This is a genomic window from Flavobacterium sp. CLA17, assembly GCF_013112255.2.
GTDB classification, from domain to species: Bacteria; Bacteroidota; Bacteroidia; order Flavobacteriales; family Flavobacteriaceae; genus Flavobacterium; species Flavobacterium circumlabens.
The window spans coordinates 2,398,956-2,418,328 of sequence record NZ_CP068294.1; the positions used below are offsets into that span (position 1 = coordinate 2,398,956).

Genomic DNA, 19,373 nt, shown 5'->3' on the forward strand with positions numbered 1-19,373 from the left:
TCAATGATTAAAAAATATATTCACAAAAGTTTCGAGGATATTGTATCCTCTTATCCTGAGCATACGGCATTAGTGGAGTCTAATGGCAGTACAAGTTATGCATCATTAAATTCATTTGCCAACCAGTTAAGCGGTTTGTTATTGGACACGGGCCTATCATCTGATGATTCGGTTGGGGTACTATTACCTGCCGGAAAAGAACTTATCGGAAGTTTACTGTCTTGTCTGAAGACCGGAATTACGTATGTGCCTTTATCGAATAGCTTTTCGCAGGCAAGATTGCAGCAGGCCGTTTCAGAAACACCGATGAAAGTTTTAATTACGGATAATACTTCCTGGTCCGCCTTTCAAAATCAGGGCATCCGTCATGAATTTGGCTTTGTTTTAGTATTTAAAGCATCCGGTTCTTCCCTTTTGGGAGATTTGGGACTTGGAAATTTAGATTTGATTGCATTGGAGCAAACCAGTTTAGCGGTATACCAAAGAAATGCTTCGGGCGAATATGAATTGTCCAATTATAGTTTAGAGCGTTACAGCGAAGCTAATATTGATGCAGAATATCCGGTAGATAACAGCAGTTATATTTTCTACAGTTCCGGTACAACCGGCAAGTCGAAAGCCATTGTTGGGAATCAGGAAAGTATTTCACACTATATCAACTGGCACAAAAATACGTTCGGATTTAACACCGAAAGCCGTGTAAGTCAAATTGCCTCAGTTACTTTTGATGCCAGTTTAAAAGACATCTTAACGAGTTTGACTTCGGGAAGTTCTTTGTGTATTCCGGCTGCGAAAACGCGTGAGAATATGATGTTGTTAGGTACATGGCTTTCAGAAGAAAAAGTGACCATTTTACAGACCGTTCCGTCTTTATTCCGATTGTTGACCAATAGTCTTGCAGAACAGAATATTGCTTTAAAAGATATAAAAGAAGTGGTTTTGGCAGGAGAGAAATTATACGGTCGTGATGTTGCTTTATGGCGCTCGATTTCCGGAAATAATGCCCGCATGAGTAACTTATACGGAATGACAGAAACGACAGTTTTGAAAAGCTGTTACCATATTCCGGACAATGATGTAGACGCTGGTACGGTTTTACCTGTCGGTAAAGCAATTAGCAATACTTTGATCGCAGTAATTAACGAAAAAGGAATCTGTAACAGGGGAGAAATCGGCGAAGTCTATATCAAAAGTCCGTATGTAAGTAAAGGTTATTTGAATCCGGAACTTACAGCAGCCTTATTTGTACAGAATCCACTGGTTTTGGATCGTGAAGATTTGGTTTGCAGAACAGGTGACCTGGGCCGTTATGACAGCGATGGAAACCTGGAAATTCTGGGAAGAATCGACGATCAGATCAAATTGCACGGCGTACGTGTGGAACTGGACGGTATCAGAAGTTCTTTATTAAACCTGGAAGGAGTAGGTCAGGTAGAGCTACTTTTACATACAGATGTTACAGCAGATTCTTTATTGTGTTATTACAGCGGAACGGAATACGGTCCGGGTGAATTGCGTTTGCTTTTATCCGCAACATTAGACCGCAGCAGCATTCCGGATTACTTTATTTATGTAGCAGAATTTCCGTTGACACTAAACGGTAAAGTCGACAAACGTGCCTTACCGAAACCATCAGAATTGTTGCGTGCAGGCAACTATGAAGCGCCAAGCGGTGCCATTGAAACTTCACTAAATGCAATCTGGGCAGCACTTTTAAGTGTTCCGCAAAGCAGTATCGGGAGAAACGATTCGTTTTTTGACTTAGGCGGATCTTCTCTAAAAGCGATTCAGTTGATTTCCCGTGTATACAAACAACACGAAGTACAGCTTAACATTGGAGAAATTTTCAATCATTCCCAATTAAAAGCACAGGCTTTATTAATAGCAGAATCAAAAGGAAATGCCTACAATGCTATTGAAAAAGCAGCACAACAGGAGGATTATGCCTTGTCACATGCGCAGCGTCGTACGTGGCTAATCGAACAGCAAATAGAAGGAATTTCACCCTTTAATGGTTCAGAAGTATATCGTTTAAAAGGAAATCTGGACTTAGGCGCCTTAACGAAGGCATTTACACAACTAATTGACCGACACGAAAGTTTACGAACCATTTTTATACTTAAAGAAGGCGAACCACGTCAGAAAATACTAAATAGCAGCGATGTTATCGTAGACATAGAAACCATAGACCTTAGTGCAGCTCCGGAACGCAAAGAGGAATTGGTAGAACAATTGCGAAATGAACGTTTTGACTTGAGTCAATGGCCTTTATTCCGGGTAAAATTATTTTCATACGGAGCCAATACCTACGATTTAGTGTTTGCAGATCATCATATTATTTCAGATGAATGGTCGATGCAGATTTTAGTGCGTGATTTGGTAACCTATTACAATGGATTAATTCGAAATGAATCCGTTTCATTAGCACCATTACCAATTCAGTACAAAGATTATGCTGCGTGGCAATCTTCACTGGTAAAAAGCACTGATTTTGAAGTTTCCGGAAATTACTGGAAAACTCATTTATCAGATGCACCAAGAATAGAATTGGCCTCCGATCGTCCTCGTCCGGAAATAATGAGCCACCAGGGAACACAACATCATTTCTCCTTCTCTGCAGCAGCAAGTGCAGGCTTAAAAGCACTATGTTCTGAAGCAGGCTGTACCCAGTTTATGGGCGTTAGTGCTTTAGTATATGCCTTATTATACCGTTACACCGGACAATCGGACATTACTTTAGGGACACCGGTAGCGGGAAGGGATCATTCCGATTTGGAGAATCAAATCGGATTATACCTGAACACAATAGCATTACGCGCTGCATTTAACGGAGACGATAATTTCAAGGAATTATTAGCCCACGTAAAACAAATAAGTGTAGCGGGATTCAATCATCAAACCTATCCCTTTGACTTATTGGTAGAACAACTGGACAGCGATGTTGCGAGTAACCGTTCACCCTTATTTGATGTTGTAGTCATTCTTCAAAATGTAGATTTACAATTGATGGACTCTTTGGAGATGGAAGGCTTGGAAGTCGTATCTGCCAATGAAGAAAAACAAATCAGTAAAGGCGACTTACGTTTTCAGTTTATCGATCGTGAAGATCATTTAGAAGGAAGCATCGAATACAGTACCGACTTATATAACAGTGATCGTATTACACGTATGGTCAGTCATTTAGATAAGTTGATTTCGGAAGTTGTTGCAACACCCGAAGCAGCTCTGAAGGATTTAACCTATTTAGCGGAAGACGAGTTGTCAGCAACGGATTGGTTTGAAAAAAATATAGAAAAAACAGCTTCATTATACATTCACAAAAGCTTCGAGGAAATTGTATCTGCTTATCCGGATCATACAGCAATTGTGGAAGATAATGGACGTACAGGTTATGCCGCTTTAAACTCCTTTGCCAACCAGTTAAGTGGTTTGTTATTGGAGACAGGTTTGTCATCTAATAATGCAGTGGGTGTATTATTGCCAGGTGGAAAAGAATTAATCGGAAGTTTATTGGCTTGTTTGAAGACTGGAATTACCTATGTGCCGCTGTCGAATAGTTTTTCATTGACCCGAATGCAGCAGGCTGTTTCAGAAACGGCGATGAAAGTTTTAATTAGCGATGAAGCTTCGTGGACTGTATTTCAAAATCAGGATATTGATCATGAATTCACGCATGTTTTGGTATTTAAAGCATCAGATTCGAGCAGAGGTTTAGAAGTGTATCAATTAAATACTTCAGGCGAATATGTAGCATCGAATTATCGTTTAGAAAATTACAGTGAAGAAAATGTTGCAGTTGAGTATCCAATAAATAACAGCAGTTATATTTTCTACAGCTCCGGTACCACCGGAAAATCGAAAGCGATTGTCGGGAATCAGGAAAGTATTTCACATTATATCAACTGGCACAAAAACACTTTTGGTTTCAATACCGAAAGCCGTGTAAGCCAGATTGCTTCAGTCACTTTTGATGCCAGTTTAAAAGACATCTTAACGAGTTTGATTTCAGGAAGTTCTTTATGTATTCCAACTGCGAAAACGCGCGAGAATATGGTGTTATTAGGCCAATGGCTTTCAGTAGAAAAAGTAACCATTTTACAAACGGTTCCCTCTTTATTCCGATTATTAACCAATAGTCTGGTGGAACAAAATCTTTCTTTACAAGACATAAAAGAAGTGGTTCTGGCAGGAGAAAAAGTATACGGTCGTGATGTGGCTTTATGGCGCTCGCTTTCCGGACATACGGCGCGCATGAGCAATTTATACGGACTGACCGAAACTACAGTTTTGAAAAGCTGTTACCATATTCCGGAAGGAGATTTAGATGCCGGTACCGTTTTACCTGTTGGAAAAGCCATTGACAACAGTATGATTGCTGTAATCAATGACAGCGGACTCAGCATGTGGGGAGAAATAGGGGAAGTGTATATCAAAAGTCCATACATCAGTAAAGGCTATTTGGATCAGGAACTTACAGCGACGTTATTAGTACAGAATCCATTGGTTTCGGATCGTGAAGATCTGGTTTGCAGAACAGGCGATTTAGGTCGTTATGACAGCGACGGAAACCTGGAAATTCTGGGAAGAATTGACGATCAGATCAAACTGCACGGCATACGTGTAGAACTGGACGGTATTCGCAGTTCTTTACTAAATTTAGAAGGAGTAGGGCAAGTAGAATTAGTATTACACACAGATGCCACAGCAGATTCTTTATTGTGTTATTATACCGGAACAGAATACGGTTCAGGCGAATTACGTTTGCTTTTATCGGCAACCTTAGACCGCAGCAGTATTCCGGATTACTTTATTTATGTAGCAGAATTTCCGTTGACCCTAAACGGTAAAGTCGACAAACGTGCCTTACCAAAACCATCAGAATTATTGCGTGCAGGCAACTATGAAGCGCCAAGCGGTGCGATTGAAACCTCACTGAGTAATATCTGGGCAGAACTGTTAAGCATTCCGCAAAGCAGTATCGGAAGAAACGATTCGTTTTTTGATTTAGGCGGTTCGTCTTTAAAAGCGATTCAGCTGATTTCCAGAGTGTATAAAAACCACGAGGTACAATTGAGTATTGCAGAAATCTTCAGTCATGCAGTATTAAAAGCGCAGGCTTCCTTAATAGGAGCATCAAAAGGGAATACCTACAATGCTATTGAAAAAATAGGGGAACACGAGGATTACGCCTTATCACATGCGCAGCGTCGTTTATGGGTTTTAGATCAGCTGCAGGAAGACTTTACGGCCTACAGCCGTCCAATCAGTTATGATATTCAGGGTGAATTAAACACCATCGCGCTGACGGAATCCTTTACAAAACTTATGGATCGTCACGAAAGTTTGCGAACTATATTTATCTTGAAAGACGGTGAACCACGCCAAATAATTAAGGCTACGGAGGCGGTTACTTTTGAAATTCCTGTCAAAGATCTTTCAAACAGCGAAAATAAAGAGGCCGAAATTCAGGAAGTTTTAACTGAATTGGCAGCTTTACCCTTTGATTTAGCAAAAGGCCCTTTATTTAAAGTGGTCCTGTTAAATTTAGGAAACGATTATCATCGCTTGTTGTTTTCGATTCATCACATTATTTCTGATGAATGGTCGATGCAGGTATTGATTCGCGATTTAATAAACTATTATAATTCGATTGTTAAAGATGAAGCAGCAACAGCAGCGCCATTATCCATTCAATACAAAGACTACGCAGCCTGGCAGTTACAGGGATTATCAGAAGGAGAACTGGCAAATTCCCGTGAATATTGGCTGACAAAATTAAGCGGAGAATTACCGGTGTTGGACATGCCGTCAGATTATGTGCGTCCATCATTAAAAACCTATAAGGGTACCCAAACCTATGTGACGTTCCCGGCAGCTACCAGCAGTAAATTTAAAGCGTATCTAAAAGAGCAGGACAGTACCTTGTTTATGGGACTTGTTTCACTAATCAAAACACTTTTATACCGATATAGCGGTCAGGAAGATATTATTGTAGGAACGCCAATAGCAGGAAGAAACCATTTGGATTTGGAGAACCAGGTCGGCTTCTACATCAACAACCTCGCATTGCGAACCCAGTTTGAAGGGAGTAGCAGTTTTACAAAACTGTTAAATTTAGTAAAACAGACCTCTTTAGACGGATTTGAAAACCAATCCTACCCATTTGATTTATTAGTCGATGAACTGGACTTATCAAGAGACCTGAGCCGTTTCCCCTTATTTGATGTTGCGGTTGTATTGGATAATGATCAGGCATTATCGGGAGAGCTGGTAGAAATGGAAGGTTTAGAGGTGTCTTCAGTACAGGTAAAAGTAGACACAAGTTTGTATGACCTTACATTTTGGTTTACCGAAAGCACTTCAGGAGAAATAGGAGGATATATAGAATACAACACCGACATTTATAGTGAGGAACGCATAAAGCGATTAGGCGTTCATTTAGGAAAACTAATAGAAAGTGTTGTTACAGACAGTACCATTTCGTTAGATGAATTGCCACTCATAGAAACAGAAGAACGAAGAATATTACTGGAAGAGTATCAGGGAGAAATCGTATTACAATCTTCGGATAAAACCCTGATTTCACTTTTTGAATCGCAAGCAGACCAAAAAGGAAACGCTGTGGCTTTAAAGTACGAAGATGTTACGCTTTCTTATCAGGAATTAGAAGAACGTTCCAATGCATTCGCACATTATTTACAAACCCAGCATACTATTGGTAAAGGAAGTATTATTGGTATCATGCAGGATCGAAGTGAGGATTTGGTAATCAGTATTTTAGCAGTATTGAAAGCCGGAGCTGCCTACCTGCCTGTAGATCCGACTTATCCATCCGATCGTATAGCGTATATGTTAAGCGATGGAAACGTATCCTTACTGCTTGCGGATAAAGCAATTACGGAATATGAAGTGACAAGCGTAAATATTGGCACTCTAAAAGAAGCATTAGCCAATAATCCGAAGACACGATTAAATGTAGTATTAAGCGGAGAAGATCTGGCATATGTAATGTACACTTCAGGTTCTACGGGAAGACCAAAAGGCGTTATGATTGAGCATAGTTCCGTGGTAAACTATTTAAATTGGGCGAATGAAAATTATTACGGAAACGAAGTAAACTATCCGGGTTGTTTATTTACCTCACTATCATTCGATTTAACGGTTACCAGTTTATGGAGCGGGTTGTTACGTGGTGATGCATTAGAAATTTTATCTTCCAAAGAAGATGATTTTGCGGCCTTACAAAAAGTATTCAGCAGCAATTCCATCCGAACTGTAAAACTAACCCCTTCGCACATACAGGTACTGGCAGGTTTAGAACTAAAAAACACCAATATTGCAGTAGCCATTGTTGGAGGAGAACGTTTAACGGCCCATCATGTTTCGATATTGAAAGGATTGAATCCTTCGATGAAAATCTACAACGAATACGGCCCAACCGAAACCACCGTTGGTTGCAGCGTTGCAGTAGCAGAAGAAGAAAAGACCATTACCATTGGCCGTCCGATCAGCAATACAACATTATATGTTTTAGACCGCAACAATCAACTGGCACCGATTGGTATTCAGGGTGAATTGTATATTGGCGGTGCAGGTGTGTTCAAAGGCTATATCGGAAATGAAGTTTTAACCACAGAACGTACCTTACCAAATCCATTCGGAGCGGGAATACTTTATAAAACAGGCGATATAGTAAGTTGGGATAATACCGGAAATTTACGCTATCACGGAAGAAAAGACGATCAGGTAAAAATACAGGGACACAGGATTGAACTGGGAGAACTAAGCGGCATAATAGCCGAAAGCAACTTACTGGCACAATTTGAAGTGCTGGTAGTTTCAGACGGAATACTTCCATCGTTAGTTGTGTACTACATTGGTGCAGCACAAAAAGCAAACGAGATCAAAGCATATGTGGGAGCCCATTTACCATTGTACATGGTGCCTAATTATTATGTAGGCATGGAAGAATTTCCATTGACAACTAATGGAAAGTTAGACAAGTCAAAATTGCCGTCACCACAAGGAGTATCCTCAAAAACATACCTCGCACCGGAAACAGCCACAGAAAAATTACTGGCAAAAATATGGTCAGAATTATTGCTGGTGCAGCAAGTGGGTGCAGAAGATAACTTCTTTGAATTAGGTGGAAATTCACTAAAAGCCGTTCGATTAGTTTCAATTGTAGCCAAAGAGCAGTCTGTAAAAATAACACTGAAAGATATTTTTGCCGCAGGGAGTTTAAAAGAATTGGCAAAACGAATAGAGCAACAAGAAGCCACTACGCTTGTCAATATAGAAAATGTACCCCAAGCAGATTATTACACTGCTTCGTATGCGCAAAAACGCATGTGGACATTAAATCAGTTTACAGAAGCAAGAGTAGCTTATAATACTTCAATGTCCTATTGGTTTCATGGAGACTTAAGTATCGAAATATTAAATCAGGCATTTCTTGAATTAATAAACAGACACGAAATTCTGCGTACCGTATTTAAGATGATTGATGATGAAGTTCGACAAGTAGTGATGGAAATGAATAATTTCTTTAAAATAAATTATGTTGACCTGACGGCTCATGAAAATGCTCCTGAGATAGCAAAAGAAAAACAGCGTTTGTTAATAGAAAGTCCATTAGACTTAGAAAATGGACCATTAATTAAAATAAGTGTTTTTGAAGTTACCGAAAACGAATACCTTTTTGTATTGGTAAATCATCATATTATTTCGGATGAATGGTCTGTTGAAATTTTAATCGATGAAATAAAACACATATACAATAAAATCAAGGCAGGGCAAAATTTAGGACTTCAGCCACTAAGCATTCAGTACAAAGATTATGCTGCCTGGGAAGCAAAAGAACTGGAAAAGGATAAATTATTAGCTCATAAATCCTATTGGTTAGAGCAGTTATCCGGAGAAATTACGCCATTGGAATTACCAACGGATTATACAAGACCACCCGTAAAAACTTTTTCAGGTGCGCATTATCAGTATCAATTTGAACCAAATAGTTTCAAAGACTTTAACAAATTAATTACGGGTACCGGAAATACAATGTTCATGGGCGTGCTGTCATTGGCAAAAATGCTGCTATATCGCTATACCGGAACTTCAGATATCATTATCGGAACTCCGATTTCCGGCAGAGTACATGCTGATTTGGAGAAACAGTTAGGATTCTATCTGAACACCTTAGTGCTTAGAGATGAATTATCCGGTGATATGAGTTACGAAGCTTTATTGGCGCAGGTAAAAGAGACCTGTTTAAATGCCTACGAACATCAATTGTATCCTTTCGACCTGTTGGTAGAAGAACTGGAAGTGTCCAGGGATTTAAGCCATTCCCCATTATTTGATGTCATGATTGTTTGGCAGGAGGACGGTAAGGAATCATCGGAAACTTTAGGGAGTGTAGAAATTACAGAAGATACAGAAACATTCGTCAATAGTAAATTCGACATCACTTTTTACTTCAGTAAACGAAATGATAATTTACATTTAACGATCGAATACAACACTTCGTTATTTTCAGCTTCGCGAATCGCAAGAATGGCTTCGCACCTGGAAGAATTGTTGGCATTAGTTGTAGCGGCTCCACAGACCAGTATTGGGAAATATAATTATTTATCGGATGCAGAACGTACTACTATTTTAAAGAATTTCAATGCTACGGCAAAAGATTATCCTTTAAGCGGCAGTTTCCTGACCCGATACGAGCAAAATGTAAACAAAACTCCACAAGCGGTGGCAGTTTGTTATGCAGATCGAAAATTGAGTTACGAAGCATTGGATGCCGCTGTAAACCAATTGTCGAATTATCTGAAAAACAATTATAATATTCAACAAGGCGATTGCGTCGGTTTACTGATGGACCGCAGCGAATGGATGTTAATCTCGATGTTAAGTATCCTGAAACTGGGCGGTATTTATTTACCGATTGATAAAAGTTATCCCACATCCAGAATCAGTTACATCTTAGAGGATGGCCGTGCAGCGTTATTGATTGCTGATACAAAATATACAGATGAATCCGGGATCAACGTAATGCTGCTGCCGGAGCTAACAGAAGAAATTTCCACTTACAGCAGTGAACTGGCCTCTGTTGCTGTCGATGAAGCAGATCTGGCGTATATGATTTATACCTCCGGTTCTACAGGAACCCCGAAAGGCGTAAAAATTCTTCACAGATCCGTTACCAACTTAATGTATGCGATGGAAAGTGAAATTTCAGCAAACGCATCCGATTCGTTACTGGCTGTTACCACCTATGCTTTTGACATGTCCGTGGTAGAGTTATTCCTGCCCCTGCATGTTGGTGCAAGCGTGATTATCGCCTCAACGCCATCATTAAAATCACCGGAAGCCATTATCGAATTGTTCGAAAAACACAATCCGAGTATCATGCAGGCCACGCCTGGTTTCTGGCAGATGCTGGTAGATGCTGGCTGGGAAGGAAGCGAGAAAGTGCGTGTCATTACAGGAGGAGAAGCGTTATCGTTATCACTGGGAGAAGCACTGATCAACCGCTCAGAAACAATCTGGAACATGTACGGACCAACGGAAACCACGGTGTATTCGACTTATAAAAAAGTAAAAGAAACCCAGGACATTCCATACATCGGACGTCCGGTCGACAATATGCAATCGTACATCCTGGACAAAGAATTGCAACTGGTACCCATCGGCGTAATCGGAACCTTATATATGAGCGGAACCGGAATCGCAGTGGGCTATCAAAACAAAGAAGAACTGACATCAAAAGCTTTTATTGCTCATCCGTACCAGAAAAATACAGTCATGTACAACACCGGGGATTTATGTATGTGGAACGAAGAAGGCAGTATAAAATACTACGGAAGAATTGACCATCAGATAAAAATCCGCGGTTACCGAATTGAACTGGAAGAGATCATCTCGGCGATGTTAAGCTTTGAAGGTTTACAGCAAAGTGTAGTGGTAGGGATGGAAATCGATGGCGAGAAACATCTGGCGGGTTATTACACCGGAGAAGAGGTAGAAAGCAATTCGCTGAGAAAACACTTAGCAGGCTGTCTGCCGGAATACATGATTCCAACGTATCTGACCGGCATCGAAAAATTCCCTTTAACACCAAACGGAAAAATAGACAAACGTGCCTTACCCAACCCAACAGAAGGAATCGTGAGGGAATATGTCGCAGCGACCAATGAAACCGAACGCGTCTTAATCTCGATTTGGGAAGAAGTAATCGGAAAAGAACAAATCGGAATCAAAGACAACTTTTTCGAACTCGGTGGCCATTCCTTAAAAGGAATTCAGATTGTATCCAGAATTTATAAGATCCTTTCGAAGAGAATAGAATTAAAAAATATTTTCATGTATCCCGTATTGGGTGATTTGGCAAACCTGATTATCAATGAAGATTTTGAGGAATACACGCCAATAACAAAAACGGCAGAACAGGAATATTATCCGCCATCCTACCCGCAGAAGCGTATCTGGATATTAGAAAAATTTGAAGCCTCGGGAGAAGTATACAACATGCCTAATACGTTTTGGCTGACCGGAAATCTCGATAGAGAGATCTTAAAACGAACTTTTGAAACCATCATAGAACGACATGAAGTTTTCAGAACGGTTTTCGTAGAAACGATGGAAGAACCACGTCAGAAAATTGTACCGTTTAAAGACATTGATTTTGATATTGATTTTGTTGATTTAAGAAACGAGGAGGAGCCAAAAAGTTTTGCCGTCGCGTTGGCACAAAATGCTTCTCAGGAAATATTTGACCTCGGAGAAGATCTTCTGGTAAAAGTAAGTTTATACCAAACGGCTGATGATGAATACCTGTTCTTATTTAATATTCATCATATTATAGGAGACGAGTGGTCTTTACAAATTTTAAACAAAGAAATCATTGCCATATACAATGCTTATTCTAAGGGAGAAGAGCATCAGTTACCGGTATTAAATATCCAGTACAAAGACTTTGCAACGTGGCAGCAGAAGGAACTGAGTGGAGAAAATTTACAACGTCACAAAGACTACTGGAACGAAAAAATGGGAGGTGATTTAGTGCCACTGGACATCACTACCGATTTGGTACGCCCATTGTCCCGTAAATTTAACGGAGACCGACTGTACTTTACCATAGATGCTGAAACCACTAAAAAATTCCAAAAATTACTGGCCAAAGAAAACAGTACTTTATTCATGGGATTATTAACCCTGGTCAAAGCAATGATGATTCGCTACACAGGAAACGAAGAACTCATCATTGGAACAGCCATTACAGGAAGAAGTCATACGGACTTAGAAGATCAGATCGGATTCTACTCCAATACCTTGGCGTTTAAAAGCCAGTATAAGGAAAAAGATTCCTTCTTAAGCTACCTGCAAACGGTAAAAACTACGGTTCTGGAAGCATTTGACCATAGAATTTATCCATTCGATAAATTAGTCGATGACTTAAAATTAGTACGGGATTTAAGCAGATCACTCTTGATCGATATCATGGTGGTATTACAGGATGCCAACGCAGATAACGAAAGTATACTGACGTTAAACGGAATGAACATTGCAGAAACGAATGTGCGAATGCCTATTAGTAAATTCGATTTATCGTATTATTTCAGAGAGCGTGACGGAGAATTAATCATGACCATTGAATACGATACCGATATATTTTTCAAAGATAGAATTGAAAAAATGGGAAGCCATGTGATGCAATTGTTAGCTTCCATCGTAGAGAATCCAATTGAAGAAATTTACGAATTGAATTATCTTCAAAAAGAAGAAAAACAGGTACTGTTATCAAAATTTGCCGGAAAAGGAACGATCAATATTCCGGATGAAACCCTTAGTGAATTATTTGAAAAACAAGTAAGCATAAACGGGGATCACACAGCAGTAGTGGACGGTGTTTATGAAATGACGTACAAAGAGCTGAACGAAAAAGCCAATCAGTTAGCGCAATACCTGAAAAATACTTACGATGCAAAACCGGAAGATGTAATCGGAATTATTGCCGAACACAATCAATGGCTGGTTATCAGTATTCTCGCCGTTGCAAAAACCGGAGCGGCCTATTTACCGATGAATTCAAAATCACCAATAGACCGTATCAATTATCAACTGGAAGATGCCGGTGTTAAATTGGTGTTGACCGATTATTTTGAAGAAAAATTAAAAGCAGAAACCTTCAAAGTGCCTCAGGAATGGTATCAGTTGGAACACTATCCGGTTACCAACTTTAAAAACAAGGCCAATACCGGTAACCTGGCGTATGTAATATACACCTCCGGTTCAACAGGAAAACCAAAAGGCGTAATGATTGAACAGGCAGGATTAATAAACCTTTGTGAATGGCATACAGCCTACTATGGACTAACGCACAAAAGCAGGGTCAGTATGTTTGCCAGTATCAGTTTTGATGCCAGTGTTTGGGAATTCTGGCCGGCAATATTACAAGGAGCTGCCGTATATATGGCTGCTGAAAAACAAGAAACCGGTTTTGATAACCTGATCGACTGGATTCATGAAAAAGAAATCGATCAGGTATTCCTGCCAACAGCTGCCTGTAAATTCCTGATACAGTCCGGAAAAGAAATTAATCCGAACATAAAAATTCTGACAGGAGGAGACAAACTCGGAAATTTAGGTAAAGTTCCTTTTACGCTTTATAACAACTACGGCCCGACAGAAGCTGTTGTGGTGAGTACGGTTTATAAAGTAGATAAAGCACACGAAGACAAACAAGTACCCATTGGAAAACCAATAGACAATAAAGTAATTTACATATTGGATGCTAAGCTTAATCCGCTTCCGGTAGGTTTTGAAGGCGAACTGTATATTGGAGGAGCCGGTATTGCAAGAGGATATATCAACAAAGAAGAACTGACAAATGCGGCATTCATTCCGAATCCGTTTGGAGAAGGACGTTTATACAAAACGGGAGATGTAGGGAAATGGCTGGAAGACGGAAACATCGAATTTATAGGGCGAAATGATGCACAGGTAAACATCCGCGGACTTCGTATAGAATTAGGCGAAATAGAAAGCAACCTGCTGTCACATCCGTTAATACATCAAGTATTGATAAGTGTACACGCAGTAGAGGAAGATGAATACCTAATCGCGTATTTTATCTCTGATGAAGTACTCGAAAAAAACGATCTCAAAGAATATCTGAGAGACTTCCTGCCGGCCTATATGATTCCGGAACATTTCATTCAATTAGATAAATTCCCGCTTACGCTGAATGGAAAAATGGATAAAAAAGCATTACCGATGCCAACGGAAATCTCTAAATTCAGATACGTAGCACCAAGAAATGAAAATGAAGTCAGAATGGTCGAAATCTGGAAAAAAATTCTGGAGCGTGAAGAAGTAGGTATCGAGGATAACTTTTTTGAGATTGGCGGACATTCGATGAAAGCACTTCAGATGGTTTCCAGGGTAAATGCTGAAATGGATTTAAGAATAAATCTTGGAAACGTTATCATTGCCCCATACATCAAAGATCTGGTAGAATTAATAAACAATTACCAACGTGATTTCAATAACATAATTACCCTGTCCGATAGTGCAGAAAAAGAAGAAGATGCCTTTTTCTTCCCGCCGTTAATGGGAACTTCATTAGCTTATATGGGAATTGTAAAAATGCTGAAAAACGACTTTAATTGTTACGGAATTCAGGATAATGGCTTTGATTTTGACGAACCGTTTGATAAAAACCTGGAAGACAAAGCCTGGAATTTTGCACGACAAATCATGAAAGACCGTTCACAAGGAAAGCTGACCTTAGTTGGTTTCTCGTTAGGAGCAAGCTTAGCGTTTGAAACGGCCAGAATATTAGAAGACAAAGGATTTGAAACACGCTTAATCCTGATCGACAGAAATATTAGCCGAAGAAAACCAAAACTAACCGACGAAGTGAAAAAAGCGAATGAAAATGAGCTGCGTTATTTAGAAGGGTGGTTAAGTGGTTTTGAATACAACGAAGAGCAGATCAACCGTATCCGAAAATTGTGGAGAAACAACATTGAACTCAATAACAAATACAAACAAAGAGGGAAAGTAAAAGGAGATATTATAGCATTCAAAGCCAAAAATAATATCAGTAACAAATTCCTGAACATGAAAGAATGGGAAAAATTCACAACAGGAAAATTTGACCATGTCTACCTTCAGGGAAATCACTATGACGCCATTCAGTTAACAAAGAATATCGAAATCATAGCTCAGGAGTTATTAGGCGCTGCAATTCAGTCATAAACCAATCACTTATTTAATAATATATTTTGTCTGCTGCAATAGCGGATCAGATAACTACGATCAAAACTATTCCTATGAAAAATGAAAAAGTATATCTAAAACCCAATGTCATTTTAGAGCCATTAATAGATAAATGGTATGCTTGGACACATTTAATTTATCCGCCCACGGCAGCGATGAATATAAAATCGAGGCATTTAAAAATCATGAATTCCTATGTGCAGGCCCCGAATATTCATATGGCTGCAACGCGAAACCCTAAAATGCTGGGCGGCCCTTTTATGAATTACGAGTCCAACAGGAAAGAAGAGGTGCAGGGACTTATTACACATGCTTTTGAAGAGCGAAAGCCAATGTTTGAGCTCGCAGAAGCGATTCATGAACTGACCCGTTTATTAAAAAAACACGGAAACGGACACTCCCTTGAACCGCTGTACGAAAAAGTACCGGAAATCCTGAAAGGCTACGTAGAACTCAATTACGATCTTAACGGAAATCCTTCCTTTCGGATATTTGAAAGTCTGATGTACAAAAGTGAATATTACAATACAGACACACAGAGTATTACGCTTTGGTTAACTGAAAATGATGAACGCCCTTTCGTATTGAGTACGGCAAGACTGCCTGAAAAAAATTGCCTGGAAATCAACATTCCCTTTGCACACGAAGCCATTGATAAAATGTGCAGCATGCGTAACGAAGCAGATACGCTGGAAAACCTGATCAGAGATTTCAAGATCAGCGAAGATCAGAAAGAATTGTTTGAGTCCTTTTTTACAACAGAAAAACCAATAAAATATCAAAAATACACGGGAGACAAAATCAGGATGCGTTACTATGGCCATGCCTGTATCTTAATCGAAACCAAAGACATTTCGATATTGGTAGATCCGGTAATCAGCTATTACGGCTATCAAAACGAAGTAAACAGATATTCGATGCAGGACCTGCCGGATGAAATTGATTACGTACTGATAACACACAATCATCAGGATCATATCCTTTTTGAAACCATGCTGAGTTTACGTCATATGGTCAAAAATATTATAGTCCCGAAAGGTACCACGGGAAATCTTCAGGATCCCAACTTAAAAATCATGCTGCAAACCATTGGTTTTAAAAATGTGATCGAGTTACAGGATATGGAAACCATTGAAGACAAAGAATGCAAAATAACCGGAATCCCTTTCCTTGGAGAACATGGTGATTTAGATATTCAGGCAAAAATTTGTTACCACGTCAACATAGGAACGAATTCAATGATATTTATGGCAGACTCCTGTAATATCGAACCGAAACTCTATGATTTGGTGGCCAGACAGGTGGGCGACATAGACGTTATCTTTTTAGGAATGGAATGTGACGGCGCTCCTTTCTCCTGGGTTTACGGCCCCTTAATCGAAGGAGAAGTTGACCGGGACATGGATAATGGCAGACGACTTGCCGGATCCAACTTCGAAAGAGGAAAAGGGCTGGTCAAATCATTTAAGCCAAAAGAACTCTATGTGTACGCTATGGGATTAGAGCCCTGGGTAGAATTTATCAGCAGCGTTCGTTTCGATGAAGCAGCTCATCCGATAATCGCATCCAACAACCTGATCAGTCACTGTGCAGAAAATAATATCAAGGCCGAGCGCCTGTACGGAGAAAAGGAATTACACTACGAAATTGACTAATAATTAAGTAACCAAATAAAAAAAAAACTTGAAAAAATGAAAACATTATCATTACACGAAGACATACTGGTAGAGGAAAACAAATATCCAATGACAATCACCTTTAAAGACGGCAGCATGGATAAATTTTTAGCTTACTACGAAGAAAATAAGGAATTTATTGAAGATCGATTAAGAAATGTAGGTGCCATTCACGTAGTGGGAATTAACATTGATAACGTAGATAAATTCGGGACTTTAATGAAAAATTTATGCCCGAAAGCGCCGGACTTTCTGGATGGTAACTCCTCAAGAGGAAAATACTCCTCCAATGTATACAATGCTTCCGAATACGACGAAGCTTCAATTGTAAGGCTGCATACCGAATTTTCATACTCCAATGTATATCCGAAGAAAATATTTTTCTGTTGCCAGAACCCGGCAGCAACCGGCGGACAAACTACTGTTGGGGATTGCAAAAAAGCGTTGGAATTAATAGAGCCGGAAGTAGTAAAAGCTTTTGATGAAAAAGAAATTCTCTATATCCGAAACTTACATTCCGGAGGCGGTTTAGGACCATCCTGGCAGGAAGCGTTTGAAACAGAAGACAAAAACTTTATGGAAGAATACTGTAAAGAAAATGGTATAGAAGTAAGCTGGAAAGCAAACGGAATTGTACGATTAACACAACGCAGACCTGCGATCAGGAAACATCCGGTGACAGGAGACCGTTTGTGGTTCAATCAGGTAGATCAATTTTTTCCGGCTATTTATGGAGAGGAAATTTATGAAACCCTGCTGGAAATCAACGGCGGAGAAAAAGATGCCCTGCCGATGTTTTCCCGTTTTGCAGACGGAACAGAAATCAAGAAAGAATACATTGAAAATATAATTAAAGTACTGGACGACATTACCATACCAGTTCCGTGGCAAAAAGGAGATTTGTTAATGGTAGACAATATGACTGCCTTACATGGAAGATTACCCTTTACGGGCCCTCGAAAAATTTTAGCCTCGATGGGATAATCCGGGATCAAAAACAGATAATCGGATGCGCGATATCTTAAACCCGGGTTTTAAATGGTACTAGAAAATAATTATAATTTAATAAAGCAAAAATGGAAAAATTTAAATCATATACATTAGGTCAACTTGATAAAATACCTCAATTAAGCGGACTTAGTGAAGAGCAGATAGAAGAAATTAAAATTGTCAGCTCCATATATCCTTTCAAAACCAATAACTACGTATTGGAAAAACTCATCGATTGGAACAACATTCCGGATGACCCGATTTTCAGGCTCAATTTTCCGCACAAGGAAATGTTGCTAACAGAAGATTTTGAGCAGCTAAAGCATATCAGGGCTACGGGTACTGATGAAGAAATTAAGGAAGTGATTTACAATATCCGAATGAGATTAAATCCGCATCCTGCAGGACAGGTAGATTTGAACAGCGCGTATATCAATGACGATAAACTGGAAGGAATCCAGCATAAATACAGGGATATTCTGCTTTTTTTTCCTAGTCAGAGCCAGACCTGTCATGCGTATTGTACTTTTTGTTTCCGATGGCCGCAATTTATAAATGATCTGGATTTTAAAATTCAGTCCAAAGAAATTGGCCCGCTTTTAGAATACCTGCATGAAAACCCACAGATTTCAGAAGTACTGTTTACCGGAGGAGACCCGATGATTATGAATTCCCGTGTATTGGATTCTTATATAGAACCATTACTCAAAGTAGACAGCATAAAAACCATACGTATAGGAACAAAAGCGTTGAGTTACTGGCCATACAAATTTACGACAGATGAAGACGCAGAAGGAATGCTGAACGTATTGGCAAAAGTAACCAAAGCAGGAAAACATCTGGGTTTTATGGCGCATTTTAATCATCCGGTAGAGTTAGAACCGCCTGTAGTAAAAGAAGCGATCGATAACCTGATAAAAATTGGCGCCACGATCAGAACACAATCTCCGTTATTGAGATTTATCAATAACAGCCCGGAAACATGGACGAAAATGTGGGAAAAACAAGTACAGCTGAATTGTATTCCTTACTATATGTTTTTGCCAAGAGACACGGGAGCACAGCATTATTTTGCAGAAACCTTAGAAAGGGCACATGAAATTTATACAGAGGCCATACGAAATTGTACCGGTTTAGCCTCTACGGCAAAAGGGCCTGTAATGTCCATGACCCACGGAAAAGTAGAAATCTTAGGGGTTAAAGATGATCTGTACACCTTACGTTACGTGAAGCACAGAGATGACAGCAAAACATTTAAAGTGTTCACAGCGCAGTCTATCAGTCCAAAACCAATGTGGATTGGTGATTTACAGGAAATAAAATCAGAAATAATGAATTATTAATTTAAATCTCAGTTCTATGAAAAAGCAATGCCAAAACACAGAACTGAGATTATTACGGCTCTAGAAGCCTCAGTAAAAAGAAGGA

The 19,373-nt window shown here is 39.5% G+C and carries 4 protein-coding genes; all 4 read left to right on the top strand.

Features of this window, described 5'->3' with window-relative positions; translation table 11 throughout:
* The first annotated feature begins 3 nt into the window (after positions 1-3).
* The 4 genes from HAV12_RS09970 to HAV12_RS09985 all read left to right on the top strand — a co-directional run bounded on the left by HAV12_RS09970 (position 4) and on the right by HAV12_RS09985 (position 19,288).
* Entirely contained in the window at positions 4-15,258 is a 15,255-nt protein-coding gene (locus tag HAV12_RS09970) for a non-ribosomal peptide synthetase (protein WP_171569505.1), read from the top strand.
* 74 nt (positions 15,259-15,332) lie between these two features.
* The gene (locus HAV12_RS09975; RefSeq protein ID WP_171569506.1) at positions 15,333-16,934 is read left to right on the top strand and encodes an MBL fold metallo-hydrolase; all 1,602 of its coding nucleotides are present in this window, start codon (positions 15,333-15,335) and stop codon (positions 16,932-16,934) included.
* Positions 16,935-16,970: 36 nt separating this feature from the next.
* Entirely contained in the window at positions 16,971-17,939 is a 969-nt protein-coding gene (locus HAV12_RS09980) for a TauD/TfdA family dioxygenase (protein ID WP_132037433.1), read from the top strand.
* A 92-nt stretch (positions 17,940-18,031) separates the two neighbouring features.
* Positions 18,032-19,288, top strand: coding sequence for a KamA family radical SAM protein (locus HAV12_RS09985; RefSeq protein WP_171569507.1), 1,257 nt, complete (start codon positions 18,032-18,034; stop codon positions 19,286-19,288).
* The last annotated feature ends 85 nt before the right edge of the window (positions 19,289-19,373 follow it).